We start from the raw sequence: 12,799 nt of genomic DNA, 5'->3' as shown, positions 1-12,799 counted from the left end.
GCTACATCCCGAGATAGGCCCGGCGCACGTCGTCGCTGGCCATCAGTTCCGGGCAGGCGCCGCTGTAGCGCACCGCCCCGTTTTCCAGCACGTAGGCGCGCTGCCCCGTTTCCAGGGACTGGCCCACGTTCTGCTCCACCAGCAGGATCGCGAGGCCGTCGCCGTGCAGCCGCTGGATCAGTCCGAACAGTTCCTCGACCATCAGCGGCGACAGGCCCAGCGAGGGTTCGTCCAGGATCAACAGGCGCGGCTCGGCCATCAGGCCGCGGCCGATCGCCAGCATTTGCTGCTCGCCCCCGGACATGGTGCCGGCCAATTGCGCCAGCCGCTCGCGCAACCGCGGGAAGATGGACAGCACTTTTTCCAGATTGGCGGCCCGCCGCTCGCGGGCGCGGGTGAAGGAGCCCAGCTCCAGGTTCTCGCGCACGCTCAGGTTCGGGAACACGCGCCGGCCTTCCGGCACCTGGATCAGCCCGGCCTTGACCACGTCGCGATAGTGGCGGCCGGTGAGGTCGCGCCCATCGAAGCGCACCGTGCCCCCCCAGGGCCGGCACAGCCCGCAGACCGTGTTGTTCAGGGTGGACTTGCCGGCGCCGTTGCTGCCCAGCAGGACCACGATCTCGCCTTCGTCCACGCGCAGGTCCACGCCGCGCAGCACCTCCATGCGGCCGTAGCCGGCCCGCAGGCCCTTGACCTCCAGCAGCGCCGCGCTCATGCCCGCCCCCCCTGCGCGGCCAGCCTCGCAGCGGCGCCATGGCCCAGGTAGGCCTCGACCACGGCGGGGTCGCGCGTCACTTCGCCCGGCGAGCCGGATGCGATGAGCCGGCCCTGGGCCAGCACCCACACATGCTCGGCCAGGCTCATCACGGCGCGCATCACGTGTTCGATCATCAGGACGGTCACGCCGTCGTCGGCCAATTGCTTCACCACCGGGATCATCTCGTCGATCTCGCTGGGGTTCAGCCCCGCGAGCACTTCGTCCAGCAACAGCAGCCGCGGCTGCGTGGCCAGCGCGCGCGCCAGTTCGAGGCGCTTGCGCCCTGCCACCGTCAGGTCGGCCGCCGGCCGGTCCAGCAGGGCTTGCAGGTTGACGCGCGCCGCCACGGCCTCGGCCTCGGCCAACGCCTCGCGCCGGTTGCCCAGGCGCAGGTGCGCGCCCACCGCGATGTTCTGCCGCACCGTCTGCGCGCCGAAGGGCTGCACGATCTGGAACGTGCGGGTCAGTCCCAGCCGGGCCGATTCATGCGGCGGGCGGCCGGTAATGTCCTCGCCCGCGAAGCGCACCGAACCCGCTCCCGGCTTGAGGAAGCCCGACAACAGGCCGAACAGCGTGGTCTTGCCCGCGCCGTTGGGGCCGACCAGGGCGGTCAGCGAACCCCGCGGCACATCGAGGCTCACGTCCTGGACCGCCTTCAGGCCGCCGAAGGTGATGGAAAGGTTGCGGGCTTGCAGCAGGATCTCAGGCACGGGCGCGCTCCTTGAAGCCGACCAGCCGGCCCAGCGACTGGCCGCAACCGGTAATGCCTCGGGGCAGGAACATCACGATCACGATCAACACCGTGCCGTAGATCACCATGCTGATTCCCGGCAGCTCGCCGAACAGGTTGCGAGTGACATCGCTGAGGGCATGCAGGGCCACCGCGCCCAGCACCGGGCCCCACAAGGTGCCCAGCCCGCCCACGATGGCGCCCACCAGGGCCTCCACCGACACGGCCGGCCCGAAGGCGATGCCCGGGTCGATGTACTGGAACACCTGCACGTAGAAGGCCCCCGCCGCGCTCATGAACGCGGCCGACAGCGCGATGCCGCCCAGCTTCACGCGCAGCGGATTCACGCCGATGGCGCGCGCCGCGTCCTCGTTGTCGCGCACCGCCTGGAGGTAGGCGCCGAACCGGGAATGGCGCAGCCAGGCGGTGACGACGAGCGCCAGCAGCACGAAGCCCAGCAGCAGGTAGATGTAGCCGCGGCGCGAGCCGAACTGCATGTTGGCCGCGCCTTCCTGCAGCGGAACCATGAGCCCGACCCCGCCTCCGGTGAACGAGGCCGACAGCGCCAGGATGCGGAACACCTCGGCGAACGCCAGCGTCACCAGCGCGAAGTAGGAGCCCTTCAGGCCGTAGCGGAACGTCAGCCCGCCGACCGCCAGGCCGACCAGCGCGCCCAGCGCGATGGCCAGGGGCAGGACCAGCCAGGGATTGAGGCCCAGGTTCAGCTGCCCCAGCGCCTGGGCGTAGGCGCCCACGCCGAAGAACAGCGCGTGGCCGAACGACAGCTGGCCGCCGTAGCCGCCCAGGATGTTCCAGGCCTGCGACAGCAGCGCCGCGTACAGCGACATCATGACGAAAGTGAGCGCCACGCCCGATTGCGTCAACGCGGCCGCGGCCGCCAGCGCCAGGCCGAACAGCGCGATTGCGAATAGATCCCTGCCCATGCTCAGCTCCTCGCCCCGAAAAGCCCCTGCGGGCGAAACAGCAACACCGCGATGAAGATCGCGAAAATGCCCATCTGGCCCAGCGAGTCGCCCAGGAACAGGCCCCCGATGGACTCCACCACGCCGATCAGCAGGCCGCCGGCCAGCGCGCCCACGAAACTGCCCATGCCGCCCAGCACCACGATGGTGAAAGCCACCAGCACGAATCCGCCGCCGACCTGCGGATTCACGTAATAGGCCGGCAGCAGGAAGCAGGCCGCCGCGCCCAGGCAGGCCATGCCGATGCCGAACGACAGCGCGTAGACTTTCTCCACGTCGATGCCCATCAGCTTGGCGCCCTGCTTTTCCTTGGCCACGGCGCGGATGGCGCGCCCCAGGTCCGTGCTGCGGATGATCCAGAACAGCACCGCCGCCACCGCCAATGCGCCGCAGAAGGCGATGATCTTGGGCAGCGCGATCATGGCCGGCCCGATCTCCACCGTGGACAGCGTGTAGGCGGTGTCGATGGTGCGCGTATCGGACTTGAACCAGACCAGCGCCAGGTTCTCCAGCACGATGGCCAGCCCCAGCGTGACCAGCAGGATGTTCTCGTCCTTGCCGTGGCTGGCGCGGTTGATCACGAAGCGCTGCAGGGCGTAGCCCAGCAGGAACATGCCCGCCACCACCAGCGGGAGGGCCGCGTAGGGATCGATGCCCAGGCGCTCCTTCAACAGGTACACGGCGTACAGCGCCACCATGAGGGCGGCCCCGTGGGCGAAGTTGATGATGTGCAGCACGCCGTAGATCAGCGTCAGTCCCAGCGCGATCAGCGCGTATACCGCGCCGGTCGTCAGGCCGTTGAGCACCGAGGAAAAGAGGATGGCGGGATCGAGCATGCCCGGACTCAGGCCTTCAGCGGGAAGATGGGGTCGGCCTGCCGGTAGTCGGCGGGGATGACCACCTTGATGTCGCCGCCGATCACCTGCGTGAGCAGGGGCTGCGCGCCGGTGTTCTGGCCGTTCACGAACTTGGTCGGCCCGTAGGGCATGATGTTGTCCGAGAAGGTGCTGGACGCCAGCGCCTCGATGATGGCGGCGCGGTCGGCGGACTTGGCGCGTTCCAGGGCGTCCGCCAGCAGCAGCACCGAGGTGTACGTCATGAACACTTCGTAGCTGAAATAGGCGCCCTTCTCCTCGACCCGCGCCTTCAGCGGGGCCACGCGCGCGTCCTTGGGATTGAACCAGTGGTTGCAGTCGATGATGCCGTTGGCGATGTCGGGGAATTCCTTCAGGAACTTGTAGCTGGAGGCCGCGCCCCCGAGCACCGAGTAGATCGCCTTGGGCTGCACCTTCTGCTGCTTCATGGCGCGCAGCAGCAAGGCATATTCGTTGTAGTAGTTGGCCGGGATCACGATGTCCGGATTGAGGGACTTCATGCGCAGCACGATGTTGTTGAAATCGCGCGTGGGGTTCGGGTGCTTCACCACGTCCTTGATCTCGAAGCCGTGCTGCGGCAGCGACTTGGACAGCAGCGCCGCCGTGCCCGTGCCGAACAGGGAATCCTCGTGCACGATCATCACCGTCTTGGCCGGCTTGCCCGCCGCGTCGTTCAGCGCCGCGAGGTCGGTGATGGCGCGTTCGCTACAGGCGCGGTAGCCCGGTCCGAAACGGAAGGTGTTCTTCAGGCCGCGCTCGACGATCTGGTCGGCCACGCCCACGTCCACCACGTGCGGCAGGTTGTACTTGGCCGCGGTCTGCGTGGTGGCCAGGCAGATCGCCGAGGCGTAGGCGCCGACGATGGCCGACACGCCCGCCTCGTTCATTTTCTCGACTTCCGCCGAACCCGCCTCGGGCCGAGACTGCGCGTCGCCCAGCACGGCTTCCAGCGGCGCGCCGCCCAGCGACTTGATGCCGCCGGCCTTGTTGATGTCCTCGATGGCGAGCAGCGCGCCCAGGCGGCACTGCTGGCCCGAATACGCGAGCGCGCCCGTCACCGGATGCAGGATACCGACCTTCACGGGCTTGGCGCCCTGGGCGCGGGCAACCCACGGCGCCGACACCAGGGCGGCCGCGGCGGCGGATTGATAGAGGAAAGTGCGACGCGAATTCATGGGCGATCTCCGAAGGGCTCCCGTAGGGGTCCGGTAGGGTTCAATGGAATTGGGCCGACAGCTCTTCGCTGACCCAGACCTTGGCGTCGATGCTGCCGACGCGTGACAGCTGCAACTGGTACTGATAGCGGTCGGGCCGGTACAGGCCCTGCAGGAGCTGCACGGGCCGCTCGTTCACGTCGCGCACCAGGCGCGTCACGGCCAGCAGGGCCGAGCCGACGGCCACGTCGAGGTGGCGCGCCACCTGCGCGTCGGCCAGCCGGGCCGAAATGGTCTGCGTGGCGCCGCCGAACTCCACGCCGGCCGCCTCCAGCAGCATCAGCAGGGGTTCGCGCTCCAGGTCCTCGCGGGTGAAATCGGCGACGGCCCGCGGCACGTAGGTGGTGATGTGCGACAGCGGGCCGACCTCGGTGCTGCGCACCCGCAGGCTCTTGTGCACCGGCGCGCCCGCCGGGATGTCCAGCGATTCGGCCACCGAAGGCGGCGCCGATACCAGCGCGCTGTCCAGCACGCGCACGGACGTGCGCAGGCCCATGTTGACGATGTTCTCCAGCAGGCCGGTCAGGTGCGCCTTCTGCTGCGGATTGGGCGCGGCCTGGCCGGCGGGCGCGGCGGGCGCGCGCAAGGGCCAGGTCCCCAGGCCGGGCCGGCGCGACACCAGCCCGTCGGCCACCAGCATTTCCATCGCCTTGCGGATGGTGATTCGGGCGACGTCGAACTGCTCGGCCAGCGCGTGTTCTCCCGGGACGCCATCCTGATCGAAACGCCCCTCCTGCAGTTGCTCGCGAAGGACGAGGTAGATCTGGTGGTACTTCGGAAGCGGTAGTGTGGTTCCCATGGCGGGAACTCTAGGGGTGTCCTAATGTACCGTCAATGGAACAAATGGCCTTGCGGGTTGTTCTATCGGGAAAACACTGAGGGCGCGGATTCGATGCGATTGCGCCCGAGTTGCTTGGCGTTGTAGAGGGCGCGGTCGCTGCGGCCCAGCGCCAGCTCGGCGTCCGCATCCAGGGTGTGCATGGTGGAAATCCCGATGCTGACGGTGAGCGGAATGCAGCGCCCGCCGGCCGAGAACGGCGCGTCGGCGATGCGCTGCTGCACCCGCGTCGCGAACGCGCGCGCGCGTTCCAGATCGGTGTCCGGCAGCACGATGGCGAACTCCTCTCCGCCGATGCGCCCCACCAGGTCGACCGCGCGCAGCTGGGTCCGCAGCGTGTTGGCGAAATGCTGGAGCACGCCGTCGCCGATGGCGTGGCCCCAGGTGTCGTTGATGTGCTTGAAGTGGTCCAGGTCGCACATCAGCACCGCGGCGCAATCGCTGCCGTGCCGCTTGATGCGCGCCAGCTCCGCCGCGATGCGCGACATGAAATGGCGGCGGTTGGGCAAGGTGGTCAGGGCGTCGGTGGCGGCCAGTTCGCGCAGCTCGAAATCGGCGCGCTTGCGGTCGGTGATGTCGGTCACGAAGCCGTGCCAGACCACCGAGCCGTCGGGCCCCGTGCGCGGGCTGGCGGCGCCCTGGCGCCAGCGCAGACCCTGCCCGGGCAGGCAAACCCGGAATTCCAGGTGCCACGGCGTCTGGGCCGCGGCGGCCGCCTGCAGCGAGGCATGGTAGCTGGCCAGGTCGTCGGGATGGACGCGCTGCTCGATCGCGGCGGCATTGTCCTGCACGTCGCCGGGCATCAGTTCGAACATGTCCCAGATCCCCGCGCTCACGTAGAGGAACCGCGAGCCGCCGTCCTGCCGCTGCCCGCATTGGAAAACCATGCCGGGCACCGCGTCCGTGAGGTTGACCAGCAGGTCCGCCGTGCGCTGCAGCCGCTCCGACATCGCGCGCATGACGCTGATGTCGGTGGTGGTGCCCATCATGCGCAGCGCCCTGCCCGCTTCATCGCGGCTGACGACCTTGCCGCGGCTGCATATCCATTTGTAGCTGCCATCCTTGCAGAGGATGCGGTGCTCGACTTCGTAGCTTTCGGTCTTGCCGTCGAAATGCGCCTGCATGGCGTCGCGCACGTAGTCGGCGTCGTCGGGATGCAGGCGCTTGTAGGCGTCTTCGATGCGGTTGGAGATATCGGACTCGCCGTAGCCCAGCAGCGCCTTCCAGCCCGCCGAGTAGGTGATTTCACCGGTGACGACGTTGCGGTCCCAGACCCCGGTGCCGCTGCCGGCGATCGCCATCGAGAGGTTGCGGGCCTCGTCGCGCCAGCTGTCCTCGGCCGCCCGCTCGGCGGCCAGCGCCCGGCGCTTTTCCACGGCCGCGGCCGCCAGGCCGGCGAAATCCTCCAGCGCGCGCCGGTCGTCGTCATTGAAGCCGCGCGGCTGGCCGTGCAGCAGCCAGAACGTGCCGAGCTGCCGGCCGTCGCTGGCGACCAGCGGGCATTCGGCGGAAAAAGGGAGAGATCCGGGCGCGGCGCCCGCGGGCGGCGGCGACCCGGCCCGGGCCTGCCAGACGCCGTCGGCGTCGCTGCAGGCCACCAGCGCCATGTCCACGCCGAACTGGCGCCTGGCCAGCCGGGCCAGCCTGTCCAGCGGGCCGTCGGGCTCAGGCTGCGCTCCGCCCGCGCCCTCGACGGGTGCTGGTGCAGGTGCGGAAGGAAAATCACCTGTAGCGCGCATTTCAGCCCTGATCACACGGGGTTCATCTTGCGGCCAGCGTACCGGCCTTGGATGACATTTTGTCACGTTCCGCACCAAAATGGCATTGTTTTGAACGATATGATTCTCGGCCTATGAGCCCCCCGCCCCGCGTGCTTCCGAACCCCTCCCGACGCCTCTGGCTATGGGCCCCCGCCTGCCTCTTCGCCCTGCATGGCGCCGCCGTCGGCGCCCTGCCGCTCGACCGCAAGGCGGAGAACCTGCGCTACCGGCAATGGCTGGCCGGCTTCAAGCAGGACCTGTCCCGGCTGCGGCGATTGGCCGACCCGGGCGCGGCGGACCTGGACAGCCTGTTCGCCGGGACGCTGGTGCCCGGATCCCGGGCCACGCGCCTGGTCGGCGAGCTGGCCCAGGCGAGCGCGGGCGCTTCTTCGGGCAGCGCCCACGACGGCGGGATCGAGCGCGCCTTCCTGGCCGCCCTGTCCGACGCGGTGGTGGCGGGCGACGGCGGCGACTACCCGCAAACGGAAACGGGGTCCCGGCGCCCGCCGCAACCGCTGCGCGTGCGCTACATGCACGTGGACGGCGGCGGCCGCCTGGAGCGCTACTTCAACGATCCGGAGATCTTCAAGCCCTATCGGCTGCCCGCGCCGGGCGTCCTGGCGCGCGATGCCTACCCTTTCCTGCTGTTCGAAACACGCGAGGGCCATCTGCGGCTGGGCGGCGTCTCCCGGGAATTCTGGGAGCTGGTGAGGTTCATGGACGGCCTGTCCTATGCGTAGGCGGCTCGCCCTGGCGCTGGCCGCAGCCCTCCATGCCGGCGCGGCGCTGGCCGGCTGCGGGCCGGCCGACGTCGATTTCACGGCGCCGCCGGCCTGGCCCGCGGTGCCGGTGTCCGTCGCGCTCGGGCAAGACCGGGTCCTGCTTGGCCGCGACGGCGCACGCGTGCCGGCGCGCCACGCGCCCGTCTGGCTGGCCGAGGCCGGCGACCCGATGCCCCAGACCTGGATGGACCGGGTCGACTGGGCCGCCTATCCGCCGCACGCGGACTCGCCCGCGCCCACCCGGCTCTATTTCGACGCCGCCGGCCGACTGTGCCGGGTGGAAAGCTATGACACCGGGCAGCGGGGCCGCGCGTCGCCGCCCCTGCTGTCGGGCGGCTTCGCGCTGGAATACGATGCCGCCGGCGCCCTCGTCCGCGCGGTCGAGTACGACCAGACCGCGTACCGGGCGCCGCCCGTCTACACGGCGGTGCGCCAGGCCTGCCTGAAGCGCGACGGCCGAGGCGCCCTGACGGAATTCGTCGGCGGCGACTGCGGGGACGCCGGCAAGACCGCCGCGGCCCGGCGCTATGTGCGCGATGCCTCGGGCAAGCTGCTGCGCGTCATCGACAGCACCGCGACGGGCGCGGCCGTGTCGGTCCAGGCGTACGACGAGCAGGGCCGGCCGTCGCAGCGCTATGCGGGCCCGGAGGCCGCGCGCGGATCCGGCGCCGAAGGCGACGGCGCCCATCCCCATGCCGTGCCCGCCGCCCAGCCCGACCCGCTCTACGTGCTGGAGCGCAAGCGCCTGGCGAACCTGGCCGACGGCGTGCCGGACGCGGACTGGCGCATCGTGCGCATCGCCGCGGACGTGGCGCTGGACGACCCGGAAGACGCATCCTGGAATCCCGCCGCGCAGGCCGTGCTGGCGCGGGGCGTCGTGGATCCGCAGGGCCGCGCGGCGCTCTCCGCCGAGGAGCAGGCGCGGGTCTGGGACGCGATGCATGAGGCGCCCGGCCGGATCTTCTGGTACCGGGATCCGATGAGCCGCGTGCAGCTGGTGCCGGCGATGCCGCAGGCCCGGTGGCGGGCCTGCGCGGATCCGGCCAACCTGGCCGCCGACGCCTGCGGCTGAAGGGTCAGGCCGCCCGCGGCCGCGTATCCACGGCCAGGCACAGCAAGGCCGTCAGCAGGGCAAGGCCCACGTGCCCGGCATAGATGGGCGAGAAGTCCTCGTGCCCCGCGACGCCCTGCCCCAGCAGCAGCACCGTGAGCGCCACGCCCAGAACGCCGCCGATCTGCCGCGTGGCCTGGTTGACCGCGCTGCCCACGGCGTAATGCTGGGTGGGCAGGCGGTTCACGGCGGCGCCCGACAAGGACGGCAGCACCATGCCCACCCCGATCCCGCTCAGCAGCAGCCCGGGCAGCCACTGGCTAAGGTAGGCCGGCTCCGCCCCCGGCACCAGCAGGAACCACAGCCCGCTGGCCGCGTACACCAGCGATCCGCCCACCAGGAAAGGCCGGTGGCCCATCCGCGCGGCCAGCCTTCCCGTGAGGATGGCGGTGGGCATGACCAGCAGCGGGCCGGGCGTCACCGCCAGGCCGGCGCGCGGCAGGCTGTAATGCCACACGCCCGTCATGTAGAAGAAGAAAGCAAAGAACATCATTGCGAACGCGATGCCGAAGCTGAGCGTGGCCAGGTTCACGTAGCGATAGGTGCGGTGGCGGAACAGCGACAGGTCCACCAGCGGATGCGGCGTCGCCCGCGCCCACGGCACGAACGCCACGAGGGACACGAGCCCGACCGCCGCCGCCACGATCAATTCGCCGCGCTGCCAGGCCGGCGATTCCGACTGCACGATGGCCAGCGCCAGCGCGCCCACCCCCACGATCAGCAGCGTCATGCCCACGCCGTCCACCCGGCGCCGGGCATCCGGCTTGACGGATTCCTTCAGCAGGCCGGCGCCGAACCACAGCGACAGCGCGCCCAGCGGCAGGTTGATGTAGAAGGCCCACGGCCAGCCCGCGACGTCCACCACGAAGGCGCCCAGGCTCGGGCCCACGGCCGCGGCCAGGCCGCCCACGGCGCCCCACAGACTGACCGCCACGGCGCGCTGCGACGCGGGAAAGGCGGCCAGCACGATGGAGAGCGAGGCTGGCGTGAGCAGCGCGGCGCCCACCGCCTGCAACACGCGCGCGGCGATCAGCCAGCCTTCGCTGCCGGCCAGGCCGCAGGCCGCCGACGCCGCCAGGAACAGCACCACGCCGCCCATGAACATGCGTTTGCGGCCATGGGTGTCGGCCAGACCGCCCGACGGGATCAGCATGGCGGCGAACACCACCGTATAGGCGTTGAGCACCCACGACATATCGGCGGCCGACGCGTCGGGGAAGCCCGCCCGCAAGGCCCCGAAGGCGGCGTACAGCATGGTGCTGTCCAGGGACACCAGGAACACGGCGATGCTGGCGACCCAGAACACCGGCCAGGGAGAGGCCGCGGGCGCGGACGGCGCGGCGGAAGTGGCGGTGGCATGCATGGCGCGGCCTCCTCAGGCTTGCAGGTAGACGGCCGGGCGGACCGACAGGCCCAGCTTGACCGCGCGGGTGGCCTCGTCGGCCAGCACTTCTTCCTCGCCCGCCTCCAGCGCATCGAAGGCCTCGCTCACGATGGCCTGCGGCGTGGATTTGGGCGCGTCGATGCCGCGGGTCAGGTCCGTATCGACGAAGCCCATGTGCAGGCCGAGCACCTGCGTGCCCTGCTCCCGCAGCTCGTGGCGCAGGCCGTTGGTCAGGGCCCAGGCGGCCGACTTGCTCATGCCGTACACGCCCAGCAGCGGGCGGTTGATCCAGCTGGCGATGGACAGCACGTTCAGCAGCGCCCCGCCGCCATTGGCCGCCAGCGCCGGCGCGAAGGCCTGCGCCATCAGCAGCGGGCCGATCAGGTTGGTCTCCAGGTGGCGGCGGGCCGAGTCCGCGCTGCCGGCCGCCAGGAAGCCCCCGGTCGCGGCGATGCCCGCGTTGTTGATCAGCACGGTCACGTCGCGGGCGCGCGCCGCGACGGCGGCCACCTCGTCCGGCCGGGTGACGTCGAGCTTGACGGGCTCCACGCCCTCCAGCCGCACCGTCGACGGATCGCGGGCGGCGGCGTAGACCTTGCGCGCGCCCCGGGCCAGGGCTTCGCGGGCGAAGGCCAGGCCCAGGCCGCGATTGGCCCCGGTAATGAAAACGACGGCGTTCTTGAGTTCCATGATGGATTTCCTCTGTGCGGCGGTGCCGCGGCGGACCGGAAAAGGTCGGGTCTATCGAAATATGATGATCATCATATTCATGGCGGGTAAAAAGGCCGCGCAATGCGGCCCGGGAAAAATCGGGTCAGGAAGCTGGCGGATCCTCGCGCTCGTACTGGTCGAGGATGGCCTTGCGCGCCGAGGCCAGCACGGCGCGCCCCCGGTCGTTGTCGCCCAGGGCCCGGGCCAGTTGCAGGGCGCCCACCAGCGTGCTGGTCACGGCCACCGCCGCATGCTCGTCCGCCGCGGCGGGCAACACCTTGCGCACGCCTTCCAGCAGCCGCCATACCCGGTCGGCCGCCGCCTCGCGCACGTCGGCCGACTGGCGCGGAATCTCCGAGGCCAGCGCCGAAACCGGGCATCCGCGCTCGCAGCCGGCCAGGTGGGCCTCGCTCAGGTAGGTGTCCACCCAGGCGCGCAGCGGGCTCGCGCCCTCGGTGCGGCGCTGCGCCATGCCTTGCATCAGGCGTTCCGCGCCATCGCGGCCGGCGCGCTCCATGGCGGCGGCGAGCAGCGCGTCGCGCGAGGCGAAATGCGCGTAGAAGCCGCCATGGGTCAGGCCCGCCTCTTTCATTACCTCCGCCACGCCCACGCCCGCATAGCCCTCGCGCCGGATCGCGCGCGCGGCCGCGTCGACGATGCGTTCGTGGGACAACTCCTTGCGGGTGGCGGGACGGGTCATGGCCGCGGGACCTTGAATATGATGATCATCATATTACGGCCCCGCCCCCTGCGCCTGCAACTGTTTTTTAGCGGGGACAGGTTCTATCTAACGCCAGGCTTCCGGCTCGATGCTGACTTCGCCCTTGTCGGCCGAGAAATACACCACCCCGTCCGAGATATTGGCGTTCAGCTGCATGGTGCGCTCGGCCAGCCCGGCCAGCGCCTTGGTCTGCTCCACCGGCAGGTTGACCACCTTCAGGTTGCGGGTGCGCTCAAGCTTGTTCTTCACGCCATCCCACCAGATCTTGCTTGCCGACCCGCCATAGCAATAGACGATGACTTCGTCGGCCCGGCCGCAGGCGCGCAGGATGCGGCGTTCTTCGGGCTGGCCGACCTCGATCCACAGCTTGACCGCGCCGGTCAGGTCCTTGGCCCAGAGGTCCGGCTCGTCGGTATCGCTCAGGCCCTTGGTGAAGCTCAGGTCTTCCTGCGCATGCAGCGCGAAGGCGACCAGCCTCACCATCATGCGCTCGTCGGTTTCCGAGGGATGGCGGGCGACCGTCAGCGAGTGGCTGCCGTAGTAGTGGCGGTCGGTGTCGGCGACGTTGAGTTCGGCCTTGTAGATGGTGGCGCGCAGGGCCATGGCGAGAATCCGTTGAATGAAGCAAATGGCTGAAGGCCGCCATGATACCGCCTGCTCCGCCCGGATCCTGCCGCTGGGCCGCGGCCGCCGCCGGCGCTACACTGGCCGCCTGCCCGGATCCTCCCGCCCGACATCCCCATGACCGCCACCGCCGCCCTGCTCGCCTTCACCCTGGCCGCCGCCATCCTGACCGTTACGCCGGGCATGGACAGCGCGCTGGTGCTGCGCACCGCCGCCGTCGAGGGCGGCAGGCGCGCCTTCATGGCCGGGCTGGGCATCTGCGCGGGCTGCCTGGTCTGGGGCGCCATCGCCGCGTTCGGGCTGGGTTCC

Annotated in this window: 13 protein-coding genes and 1 pseudogene; 3 read left to right on the top strand and 11 right to left on the bottom strand. The window is 70.3% G+C overall.

What is annotated here, in order from left to right:
- Position 1 precedes the first annotated feature (1 nt).
- The 7 genes from ADE01S_RS26705 to ADE01S_RS26675 all read right to left on the bottom strand — a co-directional run bounded on the left by ADE01S_RS26705 (position 2) and on the right by ADE01S_RS26675 (position 7,136).
- Entirely contained in the window at positions 2 to 715 is a 714-nt protein-coding gene (locus ADE01S_RS26705) for an ABC transporter ATP-binding protein (protein ID WP_062684797.1), read from the bottom strand.
- Positions 712 to 1,467, bottom strand: coding sequence for an ABC transporter ATP-binding protein (locus ADE01S_RS26700; RefSeq protein WP_062684796.1), 756 nt, complete (start codon positions 1,465 to 1,467; stop codon positions 712 to 714). The genes ADE01S_RS26705 and ADE01S_RS26700 overlap by 4 nt, the downstream gene beginning before the upstream one ends.
- On the bottom strand, positions 1,460 to 2,431 hold the full coding sequence (locus ADE01S_RS26695; RefSeq protein WP_062684795.1) for a branched-chain amino acid ABC transporter permease: 972 nt from the start codon (positions 2,429 to 2,431) through the stop codon (positions 1,460 to 1,462). The genes ADE01S_RS26700 and ADE01S_RS26695 overlap by 8 nt, the downstream gene beginning before the upstream one ends.
- Before the next feature lie 2 nt (positions 2,432 to 2,433).
- Positions 2,434 to 3,306 (bottom strand): branched-chain amino acid ABC transporter permease, encoded by an 873-nt coding sequence (locus ADE01S_RS26690; RefSeq protein ID WP_062684794.1) that lies wholly within the window; start codon positions 3,304 to 3,306, stop codon positions 2,434 to 2,436.
- 8 nt (positions 3,307 to 3,314) lie between these two features.
- A complete protein-coding gene (locus ADE01S_RS26685; RefSeq protein WP_062684793.1) occupies positions 3,315 to 4,520 on the bottom strand; it encodes an ABC transporter substrate-binding protein in 1,206 nt (401 codons plus the stop codon).
- 40 nt (positions 4,521 to 4,560) lie between these two features.
- A complete protein-coding gene (locus tag ADE01S_RS26680) occupies positions 4,561 to 5,358 on the bottom strand; it encodes a GntR family transcriptional regulator (RefSeq protein ID WP_062684792.1) in 798 nt (265 codons plus the stop codon).
- A 62-nt stretch (positions 5,359 to 5,420) separates the two neighbouring features.
- Positions 5,421 to 7,136, bottom strand: coding sequence for a sensor domain-containing diguanylate cyclase (locus ADE01S_RS26675; protein ID WP_062684791.1), 1,716 nt, complete (start codon positions 7,134 to 7,136; stop codon positions 5,421 to 5,423).
- A gap of 113 nt (positions 7,137 to 7,249) precedes the next feature.
- Between ADE01S_RS26675 and ADE01S_RS26670 the strand changes: the two genes are divergently transcribed.
- Complete coding sequence (locus tag ADE01S_RS26670) at positions 7,250 to 7,897, top strand: hypothetical protein (protein WP_062684790.1); 648 nt, start codon at positions 7,250 to 7,252, stop codon at positions 7,895 to 7,897.
- On the top strand, positions 7,890 to 9,011 hold the full coding sequence (locus ADE01S_RS26665) for a hypothetical protein (protein ID WP_062684789.1): 1,122 nt from the start codon (positions 7,890 to 7,892) through the stop codon (positions 9,009 to 9,011). The genes ADE01S_RS26670 and ADE01S_RS26665 overlap by 8 nt, the downstream gene beginning before the upstream one ends.
- Positions 9,012 to 9,015: 4 nt before the next feature.
- Here ADE01S_RS26665 and ADE01S_RS26660 read toward each other — a convergent pair whose 3' ends face one another.
- The 4 genes from ADE01S_RS26660 to ADE01S_RS26645 all read right to left on the bottom strand — a co-directional run bounded on the left by ADE01S_RS26660 (position 9,016) and on the right by ADE01S_RS26645 (position 12,469).
- On the bottom strand, positions 9,016 to 10,413 hold the full coding sequence (locus tag ADE01S_RS26660) for an MFS transporter (RefSeq protein ID WP_062684788.1): 1,398 nt from the start codon (positions 10,411 to 10,413) through the stop codon (positions 9,016 to 9,018).
- Positions 10,414 to 10,425: 12 nt separating this feature from the next.
- Entirely contained in the window at positions 10,426 to 11,124 is a 699-nt protein-coding gene (locus ADE01S_RS26655) for an SDR family oxidoreductase (protein WP_062684787.1), read from the bottom strand.
- A gap of 124 nt (positions 11,125 to 11,248) precedes the next feature.
- Positions 11,249 to 11,845 (bottom strand): TetR/AcrR family transcriptional regulator, encoded by a 597-nt coding sequence (locus ADE01S_RS26650; RefSeq protein WP_062684786.1) that lies wholly within the window; start codon positions 11,843 to 11,845, stop codon positions 11,249 to 11,251.
- 87 nt (positions 11,846 to 11,932) lie between these two features.
- Positions 11,933 to 12,469, bottom strand: coding sequence for a YaeQ family protein (locus tag ADE01S_RS26645; protein WP_062684785.1), 537 nt, complete (start codon positions 12,467 to 12,469; stop codon positions 11,933 to 11,935).
- Positions 12,470 to 12,607: 138 nt separating this feature from the next.
- Between ADE01S_RS26645 and ADE01S_RS26640 the strand changes: the two are divergent.
- Positions 12,608 to 12,799 (top strand): annotated as a pseudogene (locus tag ADE01S_RS26640) (LysE family translocator); the annotation flags it as partial.

Origin of the sequence: Achromobacter denitrificans NBRC 15125 (assembly GCF_001571365.1) — a bacterium.
In the GTDB taxonomy this organism is placed as follows: domain Bacteria; phylum Pseudomonadota; class Gammaproteobacteria; order Burkholderiales; family Burkholderiaceae_B; genus Achromobacter; species Achromobacter denitrificans.
Note: the sequence above shows the minus strand (reverse complement) of the source record. Positions and strands in the feature narration are given on the sequence as shown.

What these genes read in the sequence shown, in the direction of transcription:
- ADE01S_RS26705 (WP_062684797.1), bottom strand. Translation starts at nt 715, where the DNA reads ATGAGCGCGGCGCTGCTGGAGGTCAAGGGCCTGCGGGCCGGCTACGGC.
- ADE01S_RS26695 (WP_062684795.1), bottom strand. Translation starts at nt 2,431, where the DNA reads ATGGGCAGGGATCTATTCGCAATCGCGCTGTTCGGCCTGGCGCTGGCG.
- ADE01S_RS26690 (WP_062684794.1), bottom strand. Translation starts at nt 3,306, where the DNA reads ATGCTCGATCCCGCCATCCTCTTTTCCTCGGTGCTCAACGGCCTGACG.
- ADE01S_RS26685 (WP_062684793.1), bottom strand. Translation starts at nt 4,520, where the DNA reads ATGAATTCGCGTCGCACTTTCCTCTATCAATCCGCCGCCGCGGCCGCC.
- ADE01S_RS26680 (WP_062684792.1), bottom strand. Translation starts at nt 5,358, where the DNA reads ATGGGAACCACACTACCGCTTCCGAAGTACCACCAGATCTACCTCGTC.
- ADE01S_RS26675 (WP_062684791.1), bottom strand. Translation starts at nt 7,136, where the DNA reads ATGCGCGCTACAGGTGATTTTCCTTCCGCACCTGCACCAGCACCCGTC.
- ADE01S_RS26670 (WP_062684790.1), top strand. Translation starts at nt 7,250, where the DNA reads ATGAGCCCCCCGCCCCGCGTGCTTCCGAACCCCTCCCGACGCCTCTGG.
- ADE01S_RS26665 (WP_062684789.1), top strand. Translation starts at nt 7,890, where the DNA reads ATGCGTAGGCGGCTCGCCCTGGCGCTGGCCGCAGCCCTCCATGCCGGC.
- ADE01S_RS26660 (WP_062684788.1), bottom strand. Translation starts at nt 10,413, where the DNA reads ATGCATGCCACCGCCACTTCCGCCGCGCCGTCCGCGCCCGCGGCCTCT.
- ADE01S_RS26655 (WP_062684787.1), bottom strand. Translation starts at nt 11,124, where the DNA reads ATGGAACTCAAGAACGCCGTCGTTTTCATTACCGGGGCCAATCGCGGC.
- ADE01S_RS26650 (WP_062684786.1), bottom strand. Translation starts at nt 11,845, where the DNA reads ATGACCCGTCCCGCCACCCGCAAGGAGTTGTCCCACGAACGCATCGTC.
- ADE01S_RS26645 (WP_062684785.1), bottom strand. Translation starts at nt 12,469, where the DNA reads ATGGCCCTGCGCGCCACCATCTACAAGGCCGAACTCAACGTCGCCGAC.